Raw genomic sequence first — 25,275 nt, forward strand, 5'->3', positions numbered from 1 at the left:
AAATGAAAATGAAAAGAATAAAGATATTATCTTTCGTCCTACCTCTATTAACGTTGCTACTCTCCTCTTGTTCGTTAGAGACCGATAACGACGCTGGCAGATTAGAGGGTATGTGGCATTTAGTCAGTGTCGAGACGATCAGTACAGGAGTAACGGAGGACTTGAGTGAACAGGTTGTCTTCTGGTCGTTTCAGGCCAAACTCTTACAGATGGAGGATAAGACAGGACAGATCAATAGCTATCTCTATCGTTTTCGCATTGATAACGACCAACTGAGACTGTCGTCTCCTTACCTCTTCGACCGTGAGAATGGCGACCATCCCTTGACTGCTTACGAAGCGACATTGGGTCGTTATGGCATTAAAAGTCTTACGCCAGTGTTCCGAATTGAGAAGATAGACAGGCGAAAGATGATATTAAATGATGGGGCAGTAAGGCTCTACTTTGATAAATTCTAAGCGGTTACAGTCTATTGAACTCTATTGATGTCATGTGAGTTATTGGCATCTTCGGGTTCTTATCTCTCTCTTCATGACACGTTCCATCCCTCTTTAATAGATGTGTTGACGCCTAACATGTTATGTGCGGAGGCTTCGCGCCATTGGTGCGGGGCGCAAGCACATAACAAAGTAATACGGTGTGAAAGCTATGCAGAAGGGTAGTTCTTGTTTAAGATATTGCTTTAAGTCATTATGGATACGAATAACAAAAGGCAGGTGTAAGGCTGCCTTTTGTGTATATATTAATAACGCTGCTTTGCTTTTTAGTCTCTTACCTTTTTTACTTCCTCTTTATTCGGTGAAAGGAAGTCCACCCCTTCTCCTGATAAAGGAGTCGAGTGTGTAATGGAAGGCGATATAGATAATGACATCTATCGCTATAATCCACGTCACAAGCAAGTGATTGAAGAGCGAGAGATTGATGATTATGAAAAGAAAGGACAGTGCAATAACACTAATCAACGTCTGGTGCTGAGTCAGTCCTGCACGTATCAACTTATGGTGGATATGGTTCTTATCTGCCCTAAAAATCGGCTTGTGATGCAATAATCGTACGATGATAACCCTGAAAACATCAAATGTTGGTACGATAAGTAAGGTGACGGAGAGGAGTGTAGCCCCCTTCTGATAAGGCATGACATGTGGGTTATACATACAGAACTTAATCAGTAGTACGCCAAGGATATAGCCAAGCGTCAAGCTACCAGAGTCGCCCATGAATATCTTTTGGTTCTTCTCTTGCTTTCCCCAGATGTTATGATAAAGGAAAGGCACCAAGACTCCCATCAAACCAGCGATGAGGATGCAGTAAACCCATATATGTTCGCGATGGAAAACATAGAAAAGCCCCGACAAGGCAATGAGCGTCAAGCTGGCAGAAAGGCCGTCGATGCCATCAATAAGATTGATAGCATTCATGATAAAGACCAGTACTCCAACGGTGATCACCATCCCCACGAACGTTGGTATCTCATAGATGCCCAAGAAACCATATAGGTTATTGATGTAAAGATAGGACATCGGCAACAGACTGGCAACTGCTATCTGTACAAGAAGTTTCAGCTTAGCCCTCACGCCAAAGATGTCGTCCAAGACACCTGTTATATAGATAACGGTGATACCCACGCCAAAGAAGACGCTCCACGGGCTAATCCCAATCTTACTCCCTTTACTGGTATAAACCCATGTCAGCAGGGCCACGAGTGTAGCCACCAGCATACTCGGCATGAACGAGACGCCCCCTAAGCGTGGAATAGCATTCTTGTGTATTTTTCTGGCATCTGGTGTGTCATATAACTTCCTCTTTTTACAAAACGAGAGTATCTGTGGTATCATAACGAAACCACAGGTTGCACTCATGGCAAAAGCAAAGAAGCTGATTAAAGTGTATGTCGACATATCATTTGTAATCTTGTGTTTAATAAAACTCAATAATTGTGATAATATTGTATTCGAGTATTAGAAAAAGTAGAATAAATCTCTTCTAATAATTGTTTTTACGAAATCTTCTTACCATGAATGGCAGTTTGTTATTTTCTTTTTGTACATTTGTAGCTAAAGAGTACTAATGGAGTCGTCATAAGGCTTAGGCGGTGAATGGTTCTTTTAAGTATTTTTTGTAAAATACACCTTAGATATCAATGTGATGGAACGTATTGACATATCAGTTTTAATGGCCGTTTATAAGAAAGATAATCCTGCTTTCCTTCGTGAGAGTTTAGAGAGTATCTTTACGCAGACTGTGGAGGCTGGTGAGGTTGTTCTATTAGAGGATGGACCCTTGACAGAGGCGTTGTATGAGGTTATAAAGTCATATCAGTCAAAATATCCGGCGTTAAGAGTGGTGGCGTATCCCGTGAATCGTGGGTTAGGAAAGACCTTAAATGATGGGTTACAGTTATGTAAATACGATATTGTAGCCCGTATGGATGCGGATGATATATGCAAGTCTAATAGATTTGAAACAGAGTATAAGTGGCTAAAGGCACATGAAGACTATGACGTGATAGGCTCTTGGGTAGATGAGTTTACCAATGACAAGACGCAAGTCAGGTCGATAAGGAAAGTGCCTGAACAGTATGAAGATATAAAGAAGTATGCTCGTTATAGATGTCCTGTTAATCATCCGACAGTGATGTATAGGAAGGCTGCAGTGCAGGCAGTAGGAGGCTATCTCACAGAGTATTTCCCTGAAGATTATTTCCTTTGGTTGCGAATGTTAAAGAACGGCTGTAAGTTTCATAATATTCAGCAGTCTTTGTTGTGGTTCCGATACTCAGAAGCGACCGTGGCAAAGCGAGGTGGCTGGTCTTATGCTTGTGATGAAGTACGCATATTGGTAAGAATGCTGAAGATGGGGTACATCCCCTTTCATATATTCTGCCAAAGTGTTGTTATTCGATTTACCACCCGCATAATGCCTTTACCTATCCGTCAGCGCCTATATAATCTGATAAGAAAGACATAAGATAGCCTTATTGAGTAAACAAGGAGGGCGTCAATGACATCCACAAAGAGTTAGCACAATAAAACAGCTAACAATGCGTTACTATTTAGATGTTACAGTTAATGGTTAAAGATAAATACAGAATAAATTATAGATTCAATGGAAGACAATAAGAAGGAGAGTGTTGCAGTCAGTTCCTTTCTCAAGAAGCTCAAGCATGATTGGCTACGTTATGTAATCGTGTTTGTCGTTTCTTTGATAGGTTCTATCTTAGTGATTCTACCTGTCCCACGCTATTATAAGTGTGACATATCACTCGCTCCAGAGATGGATAATACTGAGAACGGGGGGAAACTAAGCTCTATTGCCTCTTCCTTTGGCGTAGATCTTGGTGATGTAGCATCTGGTAATGCCTTGCAACCCAGTCTTTATCCAGACTTGATGAAATCGAATGAGTTTATAAAGAGTCTGCTACAGATTCCTGTAGAGACAAAAGATGGGTCGGTGAAGGCAAGTTACTATGATTATCTTTACAGTCATCAGAAAGACTCACCATACGGTAAGGCAATCGGATGGATAGCGAAGAAGTTTGGTGATAGCGATAGTCTTGCCACTGCAACAGAGCCTGTTAACCCCTTTATGCTCAATAAGAAGCAAGACGAAATATTCTCAAAGATAAAGGGAAACATTGCATGTGACATTGATATCAAGACTGGTCTGATAACGATTTCTGTGGAAGATCAAGACCCATTGATTAGTGCTACGATAGCTGATTCGGTACGAGCTAAACTGCAGGACTTCATCACCAACTATAAAACAAACAAGATGAAGAATGACGTGAAGTACTATACAAAGTTGGTAGCAGAGGCAAAGAAGAAATATGAAGCCGCCCGTCAGAAGTATGCTTCCTTCTCTGATGCCAATCAAGATGTTATCTTGCAAGAGCTTCAGTCACAGCGTGATGACTTAGAGAATGATATGCAGTTGAAGTTTAATGCATATAGTGCGCTGAGCACACAACTACAGAATGCACAGGCAAAGTTACAGGAGCATACCCCTTCCTTTACCATTGTTCAGAGCGCATCAGTGCCTGTCAAGCCTGCAGGACCTAAGCGAATGGCCTTTGTCTTCATTGTTGTTTTCCTCAGTATGATGGTTACGTTCGTTGTATGTAACTTCTTATTGTTGTTTGGTGGAGCAAAGGGCGAATAGTTGATGATAACAGTTAAGGATATAATAACGCGTATCAACTCATCTTCTATATCACGAAGAATGGGGAAGGGACTGGTATGGTCGTTTACAGGAACGGCTTTAGCGAAGTTCCTTACCTTAGTCGTTGGTATCATCTGTGCCCATATCTTGCAGAAAGAAGCATACGGAGAGTTCTCTATGGTACGCTCCACTATTAATATGTTCATCGTCCTTGGCTCTGCAGGCTTAGGTGTTACATCGACGAAGTATATAGCAGAATATAGGGAGAATCAGGCTGATAAGATTCCAGCTGTCTATGCTGCAACAAACTGCTTTGGCCTTTTAATGGCTATCATCACGGCAATCTTGATACTGTTAGGTGCACCGTTCATTGCTAATAATATCCTTCACCATGCAAGTATTGTGCTACCTGTAAGAGTAGGAGCGGTGTTGTTGTTCTTTTCTATTATCAATGGTGTACAGAACGGAGCCTTGATGGGCTTTGAGAACTTTAAGGCTATTGCTATTAACACACTGTTGGGTAGTATCTTAGAGTCGCTCTTGACCATCCTTGGTGCTTATTATTTTGGGGTAAATGGAGCTGTACTTGGTTTCGGGATGGGTTTCATCTTGATTTTTGTTATGAACCATCTCTCCATTAATAAGAACTTTTCTGCTATTCATATAAAGAAGTTAAGCATAAAGAACCTCCGTCTGAAGGATTTCTCTATCTTGTACACTTACAGTCTGCCAGCGGCACTCTCTTCTCTGCTTATTGCTCCTTCCTTCTGGTTGATACGTTCTATACTTGTCAGGACAGATGGCTTCCGAGAGCTTGCAGTGTTTGAAGCAGCCGACCAATGGAAGGTTATTATCTTGTTCATCCCCACCGCCTTCAGTCAAATAGTTCTTCCTATCCTGTCCAGTCTACATAAGGAAAAGACCTCCTTTGTGTCTACTTTGAAATATAATATGCTGATAGTAGGAGTTACGGCATTGTTATTGGCAATAGGCGTAATGCTATTCGGTGGTTTTATCATGCGTCTGTATGGTACGACCTATAACAATTCAGCCCCCTTACAGATACTGGCTATCTCAACAATCTTCTCTGCTTTAGCTAACGTTCTTGAGATGGCTGTATATAGCTTAGGCAAGATGTGGCAATGTTTTGGTATCAATGTCGTGTGGGCAATATTGATGATAGGATGCACCTACATCCTTTGTCAGAGAGGTAGTGGGGCTAATGGGCTGTCTATGGCAGTATTAGTTTCCTATATCGTGTCCTTCTTCATGTTCTTAGTTTACACATTCTTTGTTGTTAGGAAGGAGGTAAAGTGATGTCAGAGAAGGTACGTTATACGTTGTTTGCACTCTTTCTTTTCCTTACACAGATACTGGGTACGGGTATTGTTCCTATGGGGTTATTTGCCCTTTCGTTGTTAATGATACTCTCGCCCACCACCTTCTTAAGAAATCTAAGGTATACTCCAATCTTCTTTCTGTTTATTTGTCTATCCTTGGGAGTCGGGATCTATTTCGCATTATGCAATGGTCTGAAGTCTTGGAATATAGCTTATTGGGGACAGTTCTATTTCCTTTGCATCCTTCTTATGGGTGTTAAAGATAAGAAATCGTGCTTGGAAGCGTTACGCATCTTCGTCTTTATCATCTTTATCCTTGACTTTGGCACTAATCTCATGTTCCTTGTTGGAATGAATGTACCATGGACTGAACTGCCACCAGTGCGCCCTGGCGAGGCACTTGCACGTTTCCCAGGTTTTAAGGGAAATGCTTTATATTCGGGAAGTGTCACCTTCGTGAGTGCTTGTTATATGCTTAATCAGAAGAAGGTGAATAAGCTTGTCTTCTACATAGGACTTGCGTCGATGGTAGGCAACCTTATCTTATCTGGTTCTTATCGCTATCTTATCATCGGAGCGGTTGTTGCAACGATGTATTACCTACGTTTGTATAGAAGTAAGATAATGATGATCGGGATGTATGTGTCAAGTATTATCGTTGTGTTTATGGCAACACTTGTCACGATGTTCTCTAATCTAAGTAACTTCTATCGGGCGTTTATTTGGTTCCATTTCATAAAGGAGATAGGCAAAGACCCATGGATAGGACATGGCTTCTTCAATATCCATTTGGATGAAAACCAAGACTTTAGTACACCTTCTCATCTGATAGCTAATGGCGTGACCGAGTCATGTATCCTAACTATTGGCTATAGCTTTGGTGTCATAGTATTGTTATTTTTCCTCGTAAGTATTGTCAAGACATTATTAAGATATAAGGCATACCGACGTTATTCAGTAGAGTTAGGATTGTTTATCGGTCTAACCTTGGACCTTTTCTGGGGTGGAAGTTTCGATAACACCTATACCTTTGCGTTATTGTTATTGAGTTGGTATCTGATTAATGAGACCGCTTGTAAAAGAGAACTGAATGAAGACATTCACGATAATAATACCGACGTATAATAATCTCGACCTTTTCAAGAGTGCGTATAGTTCTGTATGTAAGCAGGACTTCAAGGACTATGAGATTATAGTAGTAGATGATTCCGAAGATTCATCTATATCGGATTACGTGTCAATGGTCAATGATTCATCTATCGTTTATCGGCATCATGTGCCCTCAGCAGGCGCTGTTAATAATTGGAATAGTGGCTTACAGTTAGCAAGCGGTAGGTTTGTTATTGTGTTACATCACGATGAGGCTTTCGAAGAAGAAGATTATCTGACTTCATTAAATGAGCATTTTCAAATGGGATACGACGTAGTTGTGACTCGTGTAAAGGTCTTCAATGGTGGAGAACTCAAGCCTAATGTATTCTCAGAAGCTGTGATGAGGCTCTTCACGGGCTTTCCTTCGCTCCTTTTCCTTTGTAATGTCATTGGTCCTTGCTCTTGTGTCTCTTTTAGACGAGAGCATCTAACCTACTTTGATAGCCGACTCCGCTGGCTTGTTGATGTTGATTGGTATTATCGTCTACTAAAGGGAAGGCGCAGAACGTTCGTAGATAGTCTTCATGTTGACTCTTTTAATGATCATGACGATAAGATAACTAACCGGATAGATATCAAGCAAACCGAGGTAGAAGATATCTCTGTTCTTAGTTCAAAGTATAAGTATCGCCTCCTGTTAAGATGCTGCTTGTGGGTCAATAAGGTCGTTATGCACTCTAATCTGAAATGTATAATAAAGAAAATAATCCGCAAATGAAGATAGTAAAGATATTAGGTGGCTTAGGCAATCAGATGTTTCAGTATGCTCTATACCTCTCCCTGCAAGAGTCATTCCCAAAGGAGCGGGTGGCGCTCGACCTTTCTTGCTTCAAAGGCTATCACCTACATAATGGTTTTGAACTGGAGCGTATCTTCTCATTGACCGCACAGAAGGCGTCTGCAGCAGCTATCATGCGCATTGCCTATTACTACCCCAACTATCTTTTATGGCGTATTGGCAAACGTCTTCTACCTCGTCGTAAGACAATGTGCTTGGAGAGTTCCACCTTTCGCTATGATGAGTCGGTGTTGACAAGAGAAGGAAACAGATACTTCGATGGCTATTGGCAGGATGAAAGATACTTTGTAGCGTGTCGGGAGAAGGTATTGAAAGCCTTTACTTTCCCAGCATTTAAGCGCACAGAGAACCTATCTTTGTTAAGGAAATTAGATAAGAACAGCGTTGCAATACACGTGAGGCGAGGCGATTATATAGGTAATCAACTTTATCAAGGAATCTGCGATCTCGACTATTATCGGGCTGCGATTGATAAGATAAGTACGTATGTTACGCCCTCCGTGTTTTGTATCTTTAGTAATGATATAGCATGGTGTCAGACGCATCTTCAGCCGTATCTGAAGGCTCCTGTAGTCTATGTGACATGGAACACAGGTGTTGAGAGCTACCGAGATATGCAGTTGATGTCGTGTTGTGCGCATAACATCATTGCAAACTCTTCTTTCTCATGGTGGGGCGCATGGCTCAATCAGAATAGCGAAAAGGTTGTCATTGCTCCTAAGCGGTGGTTGAATATGGACGACTGCCAGTTTCCCTTACCAGCTTCTTGGGTCAAGTTATAATCTACAAAAGCATCAATATTTTTTGATAGGTTTGCTTTCTACAGGCTACTCATTGCTTGTATGTCATAGTGTCTACTATTAACAGCAAACCAAACTACCCTTTTCTTTTATTGTCCGGAGGCCTCGGACAAGTTGTCCGAACGCTTCGGACATGTTGTCCGGAGCCTCCGGACAAGTCATGTGAATGATGAATATCAATAGCGTGAAGCCTTTACTCGGTGTTAATAAGGTATGATGCATCGTACTACTTATCTTTATAACGCTGACAGAAATTGGTTGACAATAATCTTCAAGCCCTTTGTCTGTGTAGGATAGGGGACTTGAGAGGATTTGTCCTCTTGCCAACCTATCTCTTTAGCGTATTATTGTCAGATTAATGAAAAACGGTAGATCAGTATGTATTATACTGGTCTACCGTTTCTCTATCAGTGCCTATTGTGACAGCAAAATAGCTGCCATACCCTTTCTCCTCTTACTTTATCAAGTTCGCAATCGTAGCTATGACGGCTGCAATGCTGGCTGCACTCGAGCCGACACTGAGGGTTTCAGCAAGGCTCATGCGGCTTTGTATCTTTGTAGGAACAATGATCTCGCAGCCAGGACGTACCTTGGCATTGTGGCCAACCTTTGCTAACATACCATTCATATATAGGATATAGGTGTTACTCTTCTTGGCATCGCTGGCAAAACCACCGGCTTGATCGATATAGTAAGCAACGCTCTTACCCTCAACATAACCGACAGAGTTAGGGAACATAACGGCACCATTGATCTTAACCGTACCATTGTATTGTGGAATAACAATGCGGTCGCCCTCACGAAGGACGATATCTGCATCGCTTCCTGGCTCTGCAATCGCTTTATCTAACTCTATACCAACAGGATATACATCAGGTACTTGGAATTTCTCCTCTAACTTCTTGTTGTTATCTTGTATCGCTTGAAGCACACCAGCATCCTTTGTTCTGATGGCTAAGTCCATCATGTTCTTGCGTTGTTGGTCTAATTGCATCTTATAAGCACTCTCCATTCGTAGGCGTTCGGATGGGGTAGGGCGTCGCTCTAAGCGTGCTCCTTTGATATAGCCAAGCTCTGTTGCACCGCCTGCAGCCTTATAGATGTCGCTAAGGCGCATCTTTCTTGAGGTCAGCGTGTAGTTTCCTGCGAACACCACCTCACCTTCTATGCTCACATTCTGTTGGTCGGTCGTACCCGGACTCTTGCGTACATAGACCTCATCGTAGGGTTCGAGTACAAAGCCCGGAGCACCATCAATGACGAAGCCATCGCGCAATGAGAAGGAGTAAGTGCGTGCGATGATAGAGTCTGGTGTAAGGGCTTGCGGATTGGTGATACGTCGTGACACATCCACCTTAACTGTGGAAGCAGTCTGTTTAAGGCCACCTGCCTGCAAGATAAAGTCTTCTAACGACTCATTATCAGCATATTGATAGATACCCGGATAGAGCACCTCGCCATGAATAGTTATCGTTCGCTGCTCTTGTGCATCGGTGCGAGTAGGAATAAACAGTACATCCTCGTTTTGTAACGGTATGTCAGCAACACGTCCAGTGAGGATACCATCCACGTCGACAGAGATAACCTCGAGTGTACGGTCGGCCTTTCTACGGTGTAAGACGGCGTGTGGCGCAAAGGCTACCTCGGTCAGTCCGTCTGCAGCCTCAATCAGTCCACGCACGCTATTGATGCGTCCTCCAACCTCGTACATACCCGGACGGAACACAGCACCCTTGATTTCGACCATGTTTTCATACCTTGGAATGACGGAGTCAACGCTGATAGAGTCTTCATCGGCCACTCGGAAGCTACGCATATCAAACTCGTTGACATTAAAGATAGAGTATTGACGACCCGTCTTCCTGCGTACCCGGACTGAACGGGTGTAGGCATCGCCAGCGAAACCACCTGCATAACTAATCAAGGTACCCAAGCTCTCGCCTCGTTTCATCTCATAGAACATTGGTCGTTTGACCTTTCCACTCACCTGAGCGAGCATCTCGTAAGGGCCAACGACGATGACGTCATTGTCTGCCAGGCGTACGTTACCGCTTAAGTGGCCCCGACGAAGGAAATCGTAGACGTCGACTGTGCTAATCAGCGTTCCTCCTCTATACACCTTAATATTACGTAGTGTACCCAAGTCTCCGATACCTCCTGCCATATAAAGGGCGTTGAAGACAGTGGCAAAGGCTGACAGTGTATAGGTACCAGGGGTCTTCACCTCACCAACCACGTTGACCATGATAGTATGGGTCTGCCCAACAGAGAGGCGGATGTTCGAACTGCTGTATCGTTTACCTATCTTTTCACGGATGCGATTATTAGCTTGAGCGACCGTCAATCCGCTTACCTGAATAGGTCCGAAGCCTTCCAAGGTGACGTAACCATCTGGGGCAACGGTCGTCTGGTAGGATTTCTGCGAAGCACCATACACGTCGATAAACACAGCATCACCCGGTCCTATGCGATAGTTACGTGGCAGTGCCATGTTCATATTAGGTTCGAAGGACAGACTCTTATTGTTGAAGATGTCACGCCCCCACACCTTCTTGCGGTTCCTACTGAGTTGTTTCAGAAGGTTCTCATACATTGCTGCGGTGTCTTGCGGCATCCAGTCGTTCATCTCGGCTTGCATCTTCAGATACTCACCATCGTTCTCATCGTAAGTGTTTGTCCATGAGCGGTTAGGAGAGATGCGTCCTTCAGAATATCGACCCACCTCCTGTTCGTTAGCGTCATAGTCGTTGAGCGTTGCATCAGCTATCTGTCGCTTACTCTTTCCAGGCGTTGTTTGTCCGTTGTTGGTACGACTGCGGTCGGCTGTTGTCCCTTCCTTTGTTGCCCCGAAAGCAGCATTTCCTTTCTGCATCTTCTCGTATAAGTTCCTGACACGGCGTATCTGCGAGATGTCAACACCACTCTGCATGAGCTTGGTGACAATCTGCGACTGTGGAGTACCTTTCTTATGCTCTTTCTGCACAAAGTCCATAACCTGCGTATCGGTCATTGACGACTGTGCAAACCCATTGAGGGAGCATAATGCGAGTAATACAAATAGAATATATTTCTTCATTGTCTTGTTTAGAATTTTTTACCTGTAAGGATGTTGACGACCGTTTTAACGATGATTGTAAAGTCGAGCCATAGCGTCCGATGTTCTAAGTAATGGATGTCCATCTCCATACGTTTGAGCATCTTCTCCATCGTGTCTGTATAGCCATTATAGAGTGTTGCCTCCGACGTTAAACCTGGTTTCATCTCATAGATGAGCTGATAGCGGTCGGTATGTCTTAGTATTTTGTCGATAAAATACTTACGTTCAGGACGCGGTCCCACGAATGACATGTCGCCTCTGAGCACATTCCATAGCTGAGGCAGTTCGTCTAAGTGATGGCCACGTAGGAACTGTTCCAATCGAGTAGAGTTCGAACTGTCGCATTTAGCAACCAGTTGTGGACCCTCTTCCTCCACGATGCTGCTCATAGTTCGGAACTTAAAGATAGCAAACGGACGACCTTTATATCCAATGCGTATCTGTCGGAAGAAGATTGGTCCGTTGCTTTGATAAGTAATCAGAATACTGATGACGAGAAATAAGGGCGAACAGAGGGCCAGTCCGATGAGTGCACCAATAATGTCAAAGGCCCGCTTCATACTGTGTTGAAGCTTCCCCATGGCATCAAGACTCCCTTTCTCTTTCATTGTTTCTTCCTACTTTTAGTCCTTTATTGTTATAATAACTCTATTTTTGTAATTTTGTTGCAAAGGTACAGTATTTTATTTATTTTTCACTTAGAAATGCTTATCTTTCCCTTTGTCGTCGTAACTTTGTAAGGGAAAACGAGCTGAATATGCGTAAAATAATCCATATTGACATGGATGCTTTCTTTGCTTCTGTGGAGCAGAGGGACAATCCGGAATTGCGAGGCAGGCCTATTGCGGTTGGCTTCGACGGACCACGTGGCGTGGTGTCTACGGCCAGTTATGAGGCACGCCCATACGGTGTACACTCGGCTATGTCTATGGCTCAGGCGAAGCGGAGGTGCCCACAGCTCATTGTCGTCCCTACCCATTTCGAGAAGTATAAGGAGGTTTCACAACAGATCCACGCTGTCTTCCATGAATACACAGACTTAGTAGAGCCGATATCACTTGATGAAGCGTTCTTGGATGTGACCGACAACAAAAAGGGAATTGAACTGGCGGTTGATATCGCTAAGGAGATTAAGCAGAAGATACTTGAGCGTACGTCGTTGACGGCCTCTGCTGGGATTAGTTTCAACAAGCTGTTGGCGAAGATAGCGTCTGATATGCGCAAGCCGAACGGTATCTTTACGGTGCATCCCGACCGTGCGCTCGATTTCATTGGGAGCTTACCTGTGGAGAAGCTATGGGGTGTCGGACCGAAGACTGCTAACAGGATGCATGAGATGGGGGTGTTCACGGGTGCACAGCTGCGGCGCATCTCGTGCGAACATCTCGTACAGGTGTTTGGTAAGATGGGGCGTGTTTATTACGACTTCTCACGGGGTATTGACAATCGACCAGTCGTTGTTGCCTACGAACGTAAGTCGGTAGGCTGCGAGCGCACGTTCCTTGAGGATTTACACATAGACACGAAGATTATCATCGAACTCTATCATATCGTCTTGGAACTGGTTGAACGCATTGAACGAAAGGATTTTAGGGGGAGGACACTCACCTTGAAACTGAAGTGGGATGCAACGACTCAGATAACACGAAGCCTTACACAAGAGAAGGTGCTACGGACGAAAGACGACATTCTCCCGCTTGCCAAACGACTACTGAAGGACACGGAGTATCATGACCGACCCATCCGTCTGATGGGACTCTCGGTCTCTTCGCCTGAAACTAACGATAAAGAGGGACAAAACCGGCCACAGTGGGTGGAGGGTTTCCTGCCTTTCAGCGACGATAAACACAAGAGATAACAGACTGCTGAAAGTCATTGGGGAACAAGGCAGAACTATCCTTGCCGAATTATCATCATGAAAAAAAGAATTATTATCATGAAAAAAATATTTATTGTCGTGAAAAGAAATATTTTTCTTCATGAAAAGAAATTAAGACGGTCGGTCTTCTGTCATGGAATACTAAGTTAGATGCTAATCGAAAGTTCGTTAACTTGCCCTTAGAATAATGCTTAAAACATTTCCAAATATCAAAGAAAAGTATTAAATTTGCACTTGATAATCTGGTGTATAACGCCAAGGATATATTTTGTCCTTTGTTCTCTTCAATCATTATTATTAAGAAGTCATAGCGTATGCAATATAATGTAACGTGTAATAAATGCAATCGCACATTTACAATTACGGCTGATGGTGGCGAGAGTTTACAGTGTACTTGTCCTTATTGTGGGCAGTCGTTGTTTGTCAACTTGCCTTCACAGGTGAGCCCTGTGGCCCCTGTTGCACAGCAACCTATCAATGATCAGCATGACAGTGGGAACCAAAATTCAACGCTAAAAATACTTCTTACGATTCTGATTGTCCTTATCTTAGGTGGTTTGGCCGTCTTTGGTTTTATCTACTGGCAGAACGAGAAGGAGGCAGCCCAGATGGAGTTGCAGGCGCAAAGGAAGGCCCATTCAGACTCGTTGATGCAGGTGCGTGCACAGATGGAGGCTCAGGAGGAAGCCGTACAAAAGCAGAATGAGAAGCGGAAGGGGATATGTAGTTTCCTAACATCGTTCTATCAGAAGGCCGTTCTGGTTGATGATGCGGACGCAAACTTCTATAGTCGTTACCTTACCGACTACTGTCGTCGAATCGTCTTCGGCGTGCCTGATGGTTATGATGCGGATGTTGATGAGTCGACGATGTGGTGGGGAGCCTTCGGAAACACTGCTACCGAGCCCGACCTCTCACAGCTTTTGCGCAATCTGACAGTGGTTCCTATAGATGACAACTGGTATAAGGTAAGACTGTCACAAGATGGAGAAACGGAGTATCGTCAGGTGAAGGTGCTATCGCAAGATGGTCATATCCTCATTGACGACATAAGATAATAAAGACGAAAGGAGGTTAGAATGCAATTTCAGATAGCTTGCAAACATTGTCATCGTCCCTTTGTTATTCAGTCGGAGGGTGGCAACACGCTAAGATGTAATTGCCCCTATTGTGGTGAGAGTATGACGGTGGCCACCCCACAGATGGGTGCCCCAGATGGCAGTCGGGCTGAGACGACGGCCACAGTGAGCCACGTACAAGTGGAGCGGGATAACATGAACGTACAAGCCAGACCTACGATGGAGCGAAAACCATCGAAGGGTGGTCTGGGAAAGAAGGTAACAATCATCTTTGTTAGCTTCTTGTTATTCGTTATTCTCATGTCATCACTCTTATATATAATATTCTCAGCGATGTCAAATTAAACTTTTACACACTCAAATTTATGAAACAGACAAAGATAGTATGTTCTATTAGCGACCGTCACTGTGATGTTGACTTCCTAAGAAAGCTGTTCTTCTCAGGTATGAACGTTGTACGTATGAATACTGCTCATGCCAGTCAAGAGGGTATCAGACAGATTATTCGTAACACAAGGGCTGTGTCGCAGCACTTAGCCTTGCTCATTGATACCAAGGGACCAGAGGTGAGAACGACCGCATTGGACGAGCCTATTCATTATAAAGTAGGCGATATGGTTAAGATCATTGGCCGTCCTGAGATGGACACAACCAAGGACATCATTAATGTCTCTTATCCTGACTTCGCTCGTGATGTGAAGGTTGGCGACCACGTCTTGTTTGATGACGGTGCATTAGACATGCTTGTTGTTGAGAGTGATGGCCCAATGCTGATTGCACAGGTGCAGAATGAGGGCGATCTCGGCTCTCGTAAGAGTGTGAACGTACCGGGTGAACATATCGAACTCCCTGCCCTTACGGAGAAAGACAAGAGTAATATCTTGTTGGCAATAGAGGAGGATATCGACTTTATAGCCCATTCTTTCGTTCGCTCAGCGGCTGATGTTCTTGAAGTGCAGAAGATACTTGACGAGCATAACTCTGATATTAAGATTATCTCAAAGATTGAGAATCAAGAGGGTGTAGACAATATCGACGAGATTATCGATGCTTCTTACGGTATCATGATTGCACGTGGTGACTTGGGTATCGAGGTTCCTATCGAGCAGATTCCTGGTATTCAGCGTAGTATCATTGACAAGTGTATCTTGAAGAAGAAGCCTGTTATTGTGGCTACTCAGATGCTTCATACGATGATTAATAACCCTCGTCCGACACGTGCTGAGGTTACTGATATTGCAAACGCTATCTATAGTCACACCGATGCATTGATGTTAAGCGGTGAAACAGCAAGCGGTAAGTATCCTGTTGAGGCTGTTCAGACGATGGCTCGTATTGCGGAAGCGGCAGAGCAGGACGCTCATAAGCGTGGACACATCAGTGTGCCGATGATTAATCAGAATGATCAGCGTGAGTTCTTGTCACGAAGTGCTATCGAGGCTACCGAGCAGTTGGGTGTTAAGGGTATCATCACCGACAGCGAGACGGGTCAGACGGCTCGCAATCTTGCTGCCTTCCGTGGTCCACACCCTGTGTTGGCTATCTGCTATAAGGACAAGGTACAGCGCTGGTTGAACCTTAGCTATGGTGTTATTGCTGTCTATCAGCATCGCCATAAGTCTAATGAAGAGATGTTTACAGCCGCTTTGCGTATGCTTCGTCAGAAGGGTTACATCGAGTTAGAAGATAAGATAGCCTACCTCTCTGGTACGTTCGGCAATGGTGGCGGCACTACTTTCCTTGAGATAAACAAGGTGGGTGATGTCTTCGCACGCAAGTATCGCTTCCATCTCCCAGAGGGTGTGAATACGGGTGAGGAAGAGGCTTAATGCTTCTTGAGCCTTAACAAAAGGATTTATCATGGTCGTTCCTGTCTTGGAGCGACCATTTTTCGTATTATACAAACGGTGGATACGGTTGGTGGAAAGGGCTTTGTGAAGGCTTGATTGATAGGGGAATATAAAATGAAGAAGCCTTCGTTGATGGGGTTATGTTGTTGGCTTTCTTTTAAAATCAGCTCTTAGCGGTTGGTGATAGTACTGTTAATTATGGGTAGATAGTACTATCAGTAATGAAAACGCAATACTATTAAGGGGGTGGAGATAATGTTCTTAGTTCGAGGGGATGGTTCTTGCATATTGATGAAAAGGTTTTTCTCAACTCAGAGAGATAATGTTCTTAGTTCGGGAGGATAATTCTTTTATGTTGTAGGAGAGGATATTATCAATATGATATAATAGTGTTTTTGTTTTGGGAGGATAGTTCTTGTTTGTTGAAGGAGACAATCCTTGCTATTCAGTAAGATAATGTCTTTAATTCGGTTGGATAATGTTCTCTATTCGGAAGGATAGCCTTTGTAGATGGTGGAGATAATCTTTTCAATTCGAAAAGGTTAGTCTTTTAGTGGAAAACGATAGTACTTTCAACGTGGTAAGAGCGTGTTATTTATTCGGAAAGGTTTTTCTTTTATATGAAGGTGATAGTGCTATCGGTCCAGGAAGGCCAGTCTTTTAGATGTAGTCGATAGTGCTATCGGTTCGAAAGGATAGTGTTATCAATTCGGGAAGGGCGGTCTTTTAGGTGAAGAAGGTGGCGCAATTGATTCGGAAAGTGAGTGTTATCTATTTGGAAGGATTGTGCTATCAATATGAGAAGGAGGTGCTTTTAAGTGTAGGCAGAGCTGGCTATTAATAAAGAAAGGTAAGGACTAAAATAAACAAAGGTGCCAGAAGAATTTCTGAACACCTTTGTCATAATGCAATTATATAAAATTTTCTTCCCTTGATGGGCTAATCCTAATCGTGTTGAAGAGGTATCTTCTTAACACGACGTTCGTGTCTTCCACCTTCAAAGCTGGCTTTGAAGAAGGCGTCGAGTATCTTCTCGGCTGTCTTATTGTCGATAAATCGACCAGGAAGGACGATGACATTCGCATCATTATGCTGTCGAGTCAACTCGGCAACATCCTTGTTCCATACCAAGCCAGCACGTACGCCTTGGTGTTTATTAAGTGTTATGGCCATTCCTTCACCGCTACCACAGATCGCAATAGCTGGATACACCTCACCACTCTCTATGGCTTCAGCCAGTGGGTGAGCAAAGTCAGGATAGTCGCAACTTAAGTCACTATTACAGCCAAAATCCTTATATGCATACTTGTGTTCCTCCAAATACTGGATTACGAACTGCTTTAATGGATAGCCTGCATGGTCGCAGGCAACTCCTACTGTCTTAATTTCCATAAGCTGTTTAGGTTTTATGAGTCCCTTACTGCCGTGAGGAAGAAGGGACGTCTGGTTAAACGTTTATGCTAAAAACTCTTTTACTTGCTTATATACGTTCTCGGCTGTGAAGCCCAACTTCTCGTCTAACACCTTATAAGGAGCTGAGAAACCGAAGCTGTTGAGGCCATATACCTTGCCATTAGCACCCACCAAACCCTCAAGGGTCACTGGGAGACCTGCTGTAAGACCAAATATCTTTGCGTCTCTTGGCAGGATCTGCTCTTGATACTCCTTGCTTTGGCGACGGAAGAGGCCCTCTGATGGAGCACTCACAACACGTACCTTAATGCCGTCTTTGCGTAGTAACTCAGCACCTTCAACGCAGGTTGATACCTCAGAGCCGCTTGCAACGAGGATAACATCAAACTGTTCGTCAGAGCCAGTGACGATGTATGCACCCTTGCGAGTCAACTGGTAGTCTGTTCCCTCTGGTAGGCTCTTCACATTCTGACGTGAGAAGATGAGCGCTGTTGGCGTGTCCATGTTCTCCATAGCCATCTGCCAACATACGGTAGCAGCGTCACTGTCGGCTGGACGAAGCACTCGTACTGAGTCTTGGCCAGCATGGTTCTGCAGCTTCTCCATCAAGCGTATCTGTGCTTCCTGCTCCACTGGCTCATGCGTAGGACCGTCTTCACCAACACGGAAAGCGTCGTGGCTCCATACAAACTTAACTGGTGTCTGCATGAGGGCAGCCATGCGGATGGCTGGTTTCATATAGTCGGAGAAGACAAAGAACGTTCCCATTGCAGTGATAACACCACCATGTAGCATCATACCGATACACATACAGGCCATTGCCAACTCACTAACGCCTGCTTGGAAGAAGGCTCCACTGAAGTCATCACGTGTGAATGCGTGTGTCTTATTTAGGAAACCATCAGTCTTATCAGAGTTGCTTAGGTCGGCAGATGATACGATCATGTTAGGAACCTGCTCTGCAATGACACCGAGACAAGCTGCTGAGCCATTGCGGGTAGGGATGTCACGCTTTTGTACAAGTCCACTCCAATCAATCTTTGGAGCCTTATTAGAGAACCACTCGTGCATCTGTTCTGCCTTCTTAGGGTTCTCTTTTGCCCATAGCTCTTCGGCTGCATGACGCTCAGCAACAATCTTTCTGAGTTCTGTGGCACGGTCGTCATAGAGCTTCTGTACCTCTGGGAATATCTTGAATGGGTCCTCTAAGTCACCACCAAGGTTCTTTACTGTATTTATGTAGGCGTCACCACCCAATGGTGCACCATGTGTCTTAATACTGTTCTCGTAGCTACTGCCGTCTGCTTGCAGTGCTCCCTTCGCCATAACAGTCCTACCGATAATGAGCGTAGGGCGGTCTTCCTCCTTGTTAGCAGCTACTAATGCTTCACGGATAGCGTCTGGGTTATTACCATCAATCTCCAGTACGTTCCATCCCCAAGCACGGTATTTCATGCCGGTGTCTTCGTCCATGACGGCTCCACACTCAGTAGAAAGCTGAATGTTATTAGCGTCATAAAACATAATAAGGTTGTTGAGTCCTAAGTTACCAGCTAATCGTCCTACCTCTGCACTAATGCCTTCTTGAACGCCACCGTCAGAGATAAAGGCGTAAATCTTGTGTTGCATCATGGTATGACCAAGCCTTGCTTCGAGGAACTTCTCGGCTACTGCTGCACCAGCAGCGTATGCGTGGCCTTGTCCCAATGGTCCTGAAGAGTTCTCAATGCCATGTTTAATGTCTCTCTCAGGATGACCTGGCGTGACAGACCCCCATTGGCGGAATTGCTTAATATCGTCAACAGTGAACTTTCTCTGTAGTGTCAGCGCAGCGTAGAGCATTGGCGACATGTGACCTGGGTCGAGATAGAAACGGTCACGGCCTGCCCATTCAGGCTGATCAGGGTCAAAGATGAGAAATTCAGAGAAGAGAACGTTGATAAAGTCGGCGCCACCCATAGCGCCACCAGGGTGCCCTGACTTTGCTTTTTCAACCATTGACACTGCGAGAAGTCTGATGTTATCCGCGGCTTGGTCCATCAATTGCTTGTCATTCATAAATAGATTGGATTTTTGAAATTATAATGCAAATATAAAGATAAATATGGATACATCAAAATAATAAACTTACTATTTTCTCAAAATATTGAAAATTGCCTAAACGTAGGTATTTGTCTTACTTTGTTTCGTTGGTGTTTAGTTGTCTTGCGCTTGGTTTGTTGGTTTGCTGTCTTTGCTTGTGTAATATTCTGCTTAGCTTTGAACGCTATCTTATCATTGTTTTCTTCTGTGTGTTTTAAGGTCTTATTATGTATGTGTATAGTTGGCCTTCACTTTGAGGTGGGACTGTATAGAGGGCTTGTTAACGTCTTCTTTCGTCGTAGGAATAGTCGTAAAGGGTCGGTAATGTCCTATCATTGAATGGGGTAGGGCATTCGCACGATTCTTCTCGTAGCCGATGACGCATAAAAGAAGGCCTTAGGGCGTATATGGTTGATGGATAGTAAGATAACAAAAAGGGCACATCAGAATATAGATCCATAATGTTTCTACATTCGATATACCCTTTATAAAAGTTGGTTTAGTAGGATTCTTCTATCAATCCCCTATTATAATAGGTTATAGTGAGGCCTCAGCATAAATTTCTTTATTGATACGATACAACGCAGCACCACGTTTACTTGTCACCTTATCAATAAGGTCTGTCTTCTCAATAAAGTCTATCTGCTTGATACGCTTGCGGAAGTTACGTTTATCAATCTCAACTCCTAAGATTGCTTCGTGTACGTTCTGCAGCTGTGTGAGGGTGAATAGCTCTGGGAGAAGATTAAATCCAAGAGGGTCTTTGTTGATGAGTTTGCGTAGTTGACTTAATGCTATCTGTACCATCTCGATATGGTCACCATACAAGTCGGGTAGGTTGTTGATGTCAACCCACTGCAAGTCATTCTCTTCTAAGAGCTTACGGTCGTAGTCGGAGACGTTGATAAGTGCGCAATAAGCGATTGAGATAACACGGTCACCAGGGTCACGATCGGTCTCACCGAAGGCTCCCACCTGTCGCATATAGATGTTATTGATGCCAGTGCATTGGTATAAGACTCTGTTAGCAGCCTCTTTCAAGCTCTCATCCTCTCTAACGAAGCCGCCATAGAGAGAGAGTTTTCCGCTGTAAGGTTCGACTACACGCTTACCAACGAGTAGTTGTAACTTCTTGTTTTCAAATCCCAATACGATGCAATCGACTGAAACTAATAGTTTAGGTTCTCCTTTGTAGTATTTGTTCATATTTTAGGTTTTGTTTAGAGATGTTTATTGTTTTGATGTTTGTTGGTTGTGTTGGAGTATCTCTTTGTTGTGCAAAGGTGATATTTTAAGATTATGTCTGGTGTTAAATACTTGGTATTCTTCTTTTCCTTAGTTCTTAGATAAGGGCCGAGCAGTAGGCTTGTTCGGCCCTACATCTAATATTGTATTTGTGGGGAGTGACACCTCGTGAGATGTCACCCAGTCATTAGCAAACCTTGTGAGAGCCGTCGCTGATAACCACAGGATAGACCTCTGGTGCGTGACCATACTTCGCATTGAACTTCTCAGTCACGTCAGCAATGAACTTATCGTACACGTTGTCCTTAACAAGGTTGATGGTACAACCACCGAAACCACCGCCCATAATGCGCGAGCCAGTCACACCATTCTCCTTAGCAACGTCGTTGAGGAAGTCGAGTTCTTCACAGCTTACCTCATACTCCTTGCTGAGTCCGTGATGTGTCTCGTACATCTTCTGGCCAACAGTCTCATAGTCGCCAGCAACGAGGGCGTCGCAAACAGCGAGGACACGCTCCTTCTCACCGAGAACAAAGTGTGCACGCTTATAGTCCTCAGCACTAACTACATCCTTGACAGCCTCTAAGTCGTCCCGATTAGCATCACGTAATGTCTCGAACTTCCTGTCTGGGAAATGCTTAGCCATTGCTGCAACAACATTCTCACAGCTTCTGCGACGGTCGTTGTATGGGCTACCAACGAGCTCGTGCTTTACCTTTGAGTTAACAAGAACGAGCTTGTAACCCTCTGGATTGAATGGGAAGTACTCGAACTCACGGCTGCGGCAGTCGAGGCGCATTAGCTTACCTTTCTGTCCGAAAACGCTTGCGAACTGGTCCATGATACCACAGTTCACACCGATATACTTGTGTTCTGTAGCCTGACCAGCGAGTGCGATGTCCCACTTTGATATCTTATTATCAGCAAACAAGTCGTTCAATGCGCATCCGAAACAGCTTTCCATAGCTGCAGAAGAACTCATACCAGCACCGAGAGGCACGTCACCAGCAAAGGCAATGTTGAATCCCTTTACGTCAACACCAAGTGCTTTGAACTCCTGTACCATACCATAGATGAAGCGTGCCCATGTCGCACGTGGACCCTCTGGGTCGTCAACTTTGAACTCTACACGGTCCTTGAGGTCGATAGAGTAGCACATAACAGTGTTTGTACCGTTAGGACGAACCTCCGCCATGATGCCCTTGTCTACTGCACCTGGGAATACGAAGCCACCGTTATAGTCGGTATGCTCGCCAATAAGGTTAATACGTCCTGGTGAGAAATAAATGTTTCCAGTCTGGCCGTCGAAGTGCTTGATAAAACGACTTCTTACAAATTCTATGTCCATGTTAGTAATGTTTTAATTGATAGTTTGGGTTTTATGTTTATATATCAATATAATGGCAAGCACCATGCCTGCCATTATAAAAGATGTCTGTTTAAGCCTTCTTTGAAGGATGTGAGCCAATCAAAGCGTAGAAGAGCATGTAGCCTAACATGCCAACGATGAGCCAGTAGCTCTGAATATCGCCTATCGTAGTTGCCATGAGGTTCTGAATGAATGGCATGACGCCACCACCTACGACCATTGTCATGAAGAGACCAGAGGCTGTAGCGGTGTACTTACCAAGACCTTCTGTCGCAAGGTTGAAGATTACACCCCACATAACAGAGGTACAGATACCGCAAAGAATGATGAACAACACCTTTGTTGGCACCTCTACATGGTCGAATGTGCTCTCTGCAAGGTTAGGGATTGAAAGGCTCATCTTCACGTCCTCTGGCATAAAGATTGCCACGAGCAAGAGGAGAAGGGCTACGGCAGAAGTAACGGTCAGCTGCATACGAGATGAAACCTTGCCACTGATGAAGGCACTAACGAAGCGTCCAACGAGCATCAACATCCAATAAACACCTGCAATAAGACCTGCTGTGGCAGCACTACCGAGTACACCACCATTGGCAACTGGCTCACTGAGATAGAAGAGGAGCTGTCCTGGGATACCTACCTCGATACCTACATAGAAGAAGATGGCGATGATACCGAGCAACAACTGACGATAACGTAAAGCCTCTTTGATACCACCAACAACGTCTGTCTTCTCTGTCTCTGGCTCAGTTAATTGTGTAAACCAAACGATAACGAATGATACTGCGAAGATAATCAGTGCTATCAGCAACAAAGGTCTTACTGCGTTGAGCGATGTATCCTTTGTTATCTCACCTATCAGAGAGCCTGCGAACATTGGAGTCAGCGTTGCTGCGAGTGAGTTCAACGAACCACCTGTCTGGATAAGTTGGTTACCACGGTTACCACCACCGCCAAGAAGGTTCAACATTGGGTTTACAACGGTGTTCAAGATACATACACAGAAACCGCAAACGAAGGCTCCGAGCAAGTAAACGATGTATGTGATGATAGCGTTTCCGTCCATCGCACTTGAGCAGAACTGTATTCCGATACCCACTAAACCAAGTGCTAAAGCAACAAGAGCAGTCTTCTTATATCCGTATTTCGAAATCATCAAACCTGCAGGAATACCCATGAAGAGGTAGGCTAAGAAGTTCATCATGTTACCCATCATACCTGCCCATTCATAGTGCTGCTTCCATATTGTGCCGAATGGAGCGGCCATGTTGGTAACGAAAGCGATCATTGCAAATAGGAACATCATGGTGATAATGGCCACCAAAGTTCCTTTTTTGTTAGTTTGATTTTCCATCTTTTGTATTACTGTTTATTATTAATTATTTCGCTGTCAGTATTCTACTTCTCTACACCAAACTTATAGATTGTCTTCTGTGTGTACTCCTTACATGGCTCTAAGATGACCGATGGGAAATAAGGATGGTTTGGACTGTCTGGGAAATGTTGTGCCTCAAAGCAGATAGCACTGCGACGTGGGAAGGTTGCACCATGCTGACCTTTATAGCCGTCGGCCCAGTTATGTGTATAGATCTGTACGCCAGGTTCGGTTGTATAGACTTCCATCGTTCGGCCACTCTTAGGTTCTTTGATGCGTGCAGCGAACGACAACTCGCCTTCCTCCTTCTTATTAAGAACGAAACAATGGTCGTAACCTGCGCCATGCTTAATCTGTTCGTGGTCGGCGTCGATGTCCTTGCCCACTGCCTTTGGTTCACGGAAATCGAATGGAGTTCCTGCTACCTTCAAGATCTCACCTGTCGGGATAGAAGTCTCGTCGATAGGGAGGTAGAAATCTGCGTTAATCTGACATTCTAAGTCGTCAACTGTTGGTGTTGGATTAGCTATACCAGCCAATGAGAAGAAGCCATGACTTGTAAGATTGATGATGGTCTTCTTGTTTGTCTTTGCTGAGTACTTGATAATAAGCTCGTTATCATCAGAGAAGGAATAGGCTACCCATACCTCAACCTCGCCTGTGTAACCTTCCTCACCGTATGAAGAAGTGTATTTCAATACGACAGCGTGGTCGTTAACCTGTACTGCATCCCACACCTTAGCATTAAATCCCTTCTTACCACCATGGAGTGAGTTAGGACCATTATTGATAGCCAGTTTATACTCTTTCCCGTTCAATTGGAAGCGACCTTTGGCTATACGGTTGCCATAACGACCAATGAGTGTAGAAAGATAAGGCTCTGGCGAGCTGATTACCTCTTGTATATTGTCATGTCCTTGGATGATATTAGCCATGTTACCGTCCCTGTCAGGAACCATAATAGCAACAATCGCACCACCGTAATTAGTGACTGCAACCTCATTACCCTTGGCATTTCTGAGTACGTATAGATCAGTCTTCTTACCGTCTATTGTCGTTTGGAAGTCTTCTTTCTTCAGTCCACACGCATAGTGTGTCTCTTCGGTATTTACCATGATGTTTCTGTTTTTAGTTACTTATCAAGGTTTGCAAAGTAAATAAAAATAAACGAAAACTGCAAACTTAACCCTCGCAAGTTCAACATAGAACTGCAATCCCAAGTGCTGGTGTAGCTTAATAATCTATACCTGAAAACACCGAGGGGTTTGGGGGCGAGAAGCCCCCATGAGAAGAAAATCAACAAGCAATGCATAAAAATAAGAAAGGGAGACCTCTGTCTCCCAAAGATTAATTAATTTTGCATTGCAATGTACAAACAATTAACCTCGGAGCAAAGGTACACAATTTCTGTGCTACTCCAAAATAGAACGAAACAAAAAGATATTGCCAAGGCGATAAATGTAAGTGCAAGTACAGTGTCTCGTGAAATAAGACGTAATAGCGGAGTCCGAAGACACTATAATTGGGAAACTGCCCAAGCAAATGCAGTACAAACAAGGCGCAGAAAGCCAGGCAATCGTTCAGTCGACAAGGATGTCATGGAAGAGGCGAAGCGCCTTCTTATTACTGAGCAATGG

Annotated in this window: 21 protein-coding genes; 12 read left to right on the forward strand and 9 right to left on the reverse strand. The window is 44.1% G+C overall.

Going from position 1 to position 25,275, the window contains the following annotated elements; all coding sequences use genetic code 11:
* Positions 1 to 8 precede the first annotated feature (8 nt).
* The gene (locus HMPREF0666_RS01010) at positions 9 to 458 is read left to right on the forward strand and encodes a lipocalin-like domain-containing protein (protein WP_009010418.1); all 450 of its coding nucleotides are present in this window, start codon (positions 9 to 11) and stop codon (positions 456 to 458) included.
* A gap of 333 nt (positions 459 to 791) precedes the next feature.
* Here the strand turns inward: HMPREF0666_RS01010 and HMPREF0666_RS01015 are convergent, their stop codons facing one another.
* A complete protein-coding gene (locus HMPREF0666_RS01015) occupies positions 792 to 1,898 on the reverse strand; it encodes an MraY family glycosyltransferase (protein WP_009010419.1) in 1,107 nt (368 codons plus the stop codon).
* A 247-nt stretch (positions 1,899 to 2,145) separates the two neighbouring features.
* Here HMPREF0666_RS01015 and HMPREF0666_RS01020 point away from each other — a divergent pair, with 247 nt between their 5' ends.
* From HMPREF0666_RS01020 to HMPREF0666_RS01045, 6 genes are all read left to right on the forward strand, one after another.
* Complete coding sequence (locus tag HMPREF0666_RS01020) at positions 2,146 to 2,967, forward strand: glycosyltransferase (protein WP_009010420.1); 822 nt, start codon at positions 2,146 to 2,148, stop codon at positions 2,965 to 2,967.
* 138 nt (positions 2,968 to 3,105) lie between these two features.
* Positions 3,106 to 4,158 carry a chain-length determining protein gene (locus HMPREF0666_RS01025; RefSeq protein WP_009010421.1) on the forward strand — a complete coding sequence of 351 codons (1,053 nt, stop codon included), beginning with the start codon at positions 3,106 to 3,108 and terminating at the stop codon, positions 4,156 to 4,158.
* A 3-nt stretch (positions 4,159 to 4,161) separates the two neighbouring features.
* Positions 4,162 to 5,475: an oligosaccharide flippase family protein gene (locus HMPREF0666_RS01030; protein WP_009010422.1), complete on the forward strand. Its 1,314-nt coding sequence runs from the start codon at positions 4,162 to 4,164 to the stop codon at positions 5,473 to 5,475.
* The gene (locus tag HMPREF0666_RS01035; protein WP_009010423.1) at positions 5,475 to 6,623 is read left to right on the forward strand and encodes a ligase; all 1,149 of its coding nucleotides are present in this window, start codon (positions 5,475 to 5,477) and stop codon (positions 6,621 to 6,623) included. The genes HMPREF0666_RS01030 and HMPREF0666_RS01035 overlap by 1 nt, the downstream gene beginning before the upstream one ends.
* Positions 6,589 to 7,368: a glycosyltransferase gene (locus tag HMPREF0666_RS01040; RefSeq protein WP_009010424.1), complete on the forward strand. Its 780-nt coding sequence runs from the start codon at positions 6,589 to 6,591 to the stop codon at positions 7,366 to 7,368. The genes HMPREF0666_RS01035 and HMPREF0666_RS01040 overlap by 35 nt, the downstream gene beginning before the upstream one ends.
* Complete coding sequence (locus tag HMPREF0666_RS01045) at positions 7,365 to 8,231, forward strand: alpha-1,2-fucosyltransferase (RefSeq protein WP_009010425.1); 867 nt, start codon at positions 7,365 to 7,367, stop codon at positions 8,229 to 8,231. Before HMPREF0666_RS01040 ends, HMPREF0666_RS01045 begins: the two co-directional genes overlap by 4 nt.
* Before the next feature lie 472 nt (positions 8,232 to 8,703).
* Here HMPREF0666_RS01045 and HMPREF0666_RS01050 read toward each other — a convergent pair whose 3' ends face one another.
* Positions 8,704 to 11,325: an SLBB domain-containing protein gene (locus tag HMPREF0666_RS01050; protein WP_009010426.1), complete on the reverse strand. Its 2,622-nt coding sequence runs from the start codon at positions 11,323 to 11,325 to the stop codon at positions 8,704 to 8,706.
* A gap of 8 nt (positions 11,326 to 11,333) precedes the next feature.
* Positions 11,334 to 11,954 carry a sugar transferase gene (locus HMPREF0666_RS01055; protein ID WP_009010427.1) on the reverse strand — a complete coding sequence of 207 codons (621 nt, stop codon included), beginning with the start codon at positions 11,952 to 11,954 and terminating at the stop codon, positions 11,334 to 11,336.
* A 149-nt stretch (positions 11,955 to 12,103) separates the two neighbouring features.
* On the opposite strand from HMPREF0666_RS01055, the gene dinB reads away from it, so the two are divergent.
* The 4 genes from dinB (at position 12,104) to pyk (ending at position 16,133) form a co-directional block, all read left to right on the forward strand.
* The gene (gene dinB, locus HMPREF0666_RS01060) at positions 12,104 to 13,204 is read left to right on the forward strand and encodes a DNA polymerase IV (protein ID WP_042855822.1); all 1,101 of its coding nucleotides are present in this window, start codon (positions 12,104 to 12,106) and stop codon (positions 13,202 to 13,204) included.
* Between the two features lie 335 nt (positions 13,205 to 13,539).
* On the forward strand, positions 13,540 to 14,283 hold the full coding sequence (locus HMPREF0666_RS01065; RefSeq protein ID WP_009010429.1) for a hypothetical protein: 744 nt from the start codon (positions 13,540 to 13,542) through the stop codon (positions 14,281 to 14,283).
* 21 nt (positions 14,284 to 14,304) lie between these two features.
* Positions 14,305 to 14,649, forward strand: coding sequence for a hypothetical protein (locus tag HMPREF0666_RS17805; RefSeq protein WP_009010430.1), 345 nt, complete (start codon positions 14,305 to 14,307; stop codon positions 14,647 to 14,649).
* 20 nt (positions 14,650 to 14,669) lie between these two features.
* Positions 14,670 to 16,133, forward strand: a complete 1,464-nt coding sequence (pyk, locus tag HMPREF0666_RS01075) for a pyruvate kinase (protein WP_009010431.1) — start codon at positions 14,670 to 14,672, stop codon at positions 16,131 to 16,133.
* A gap of 966 nt (positions 16,134 to 17,099) precedes the next feature.
* On the opposite strand, the gene HMPREF0666_RS01080 is transcribed toward pyk, so the two are convergent.
* The 6 genes from HMPREF0666_RS01080 to HMPREF0666_RS01105 form a co-directional block, all read right to left on the reverse strand.
* Positions 17,100 to 17,546, reverse strand: a complete 447-nt coding sequence (locus HMPREF0666_RS01080; protein ID WP_009010432.1) for an RpiB/LacA/LacB family sugar-phosphate isomerase — start codon at positions 17,544 to 17,546, stop codon at positions 17,100 to 17,102.
* A gap of 63 nt (positions 17,547 to 17,609) precedes the next feature.
* Positions 17,610 to 19,625, reverse strand: a complete 2,016-nt coding sequence (locus tag HMPREF0666_RS01085) for a transketolase (RefSeq protein WP_009010433.1) — start codon at positions 19,623 to 19,625, stop codon at positions 17,610 to 17,612.
* A 561-nt stretch (positions 19,626 to 20,186) separates the two neighbouring features.
* A complete protein-coding gene (locus tag HMPREF0666_RS01090; protein WP_009010434.1) occupies positions 20,187 to 20,855 on the reverse strand; it encodes an NUDIX domain-containing protein in 669 nt (222 codons plus the stop codon).
* 226 nt (positions 20,856 to 21,081) lie between these two features.
* Positions 21,082 to 22,242, reverse strand: coding sequence for a galactokinase (gene galK / locus HMPREF0666_RS01095; RefSeq protein WP_009010435.1), 1,161 nt, complete (start codon positions 22,240 to 22,242; stop codon positions 21,082 to 21,084).
* A 91-nt stretch (positions 22,243 to 22,333) separates the two neighbouring features.
* Positions 22,334 to 23,617: an MFS transporter gene (locus HMPREF0666_RS01100; RefSeq protein ID WP_009010436.1), complete on the reverse strand. Its 1,284-nt coding sequence runs from the start codon at positions 23,615 to 23,617 to the stop codon at positions 22,334 to 22,336.
* A gap of 44 nt (positions 23,618 to 23,661) precedes the next feature.
* A complete protein-coding gene (locus HMPREF0666_RS01105) occupies positions 23,662 to 24,753 on the reverse strand; it encodes an aldose epimerase family protein (protein ID WP_009010437.1) in 1,092 nt (363 codons plus the stop codon).
* A gap of 252 nt (positions 24,754 to 25,005) precedes the next feature.
* Between HMPREF0666_RS01105 and HMPREF0666_RS17810 the strand changes: the two genes are divergently transcribed.
* Positions 25,006 to 25,275 (forward strand): helix-turn-helix domain-containing protein (locus tag HMPREF0666_RS17810; protein ID WP_009010438.1); only part of this gene is annotated, 270 nt, incomplete at its 3' end.

Origin of the sequence: Prevotella sp. C561 (assembly GCF_000224595.1) — a bacterium.
Lineage (GTDB): Bacteria > Bacteroidota > Bacteroidia > Bacteroidales > Bacteroidaceae > Prevotella > Prevotella jejuni.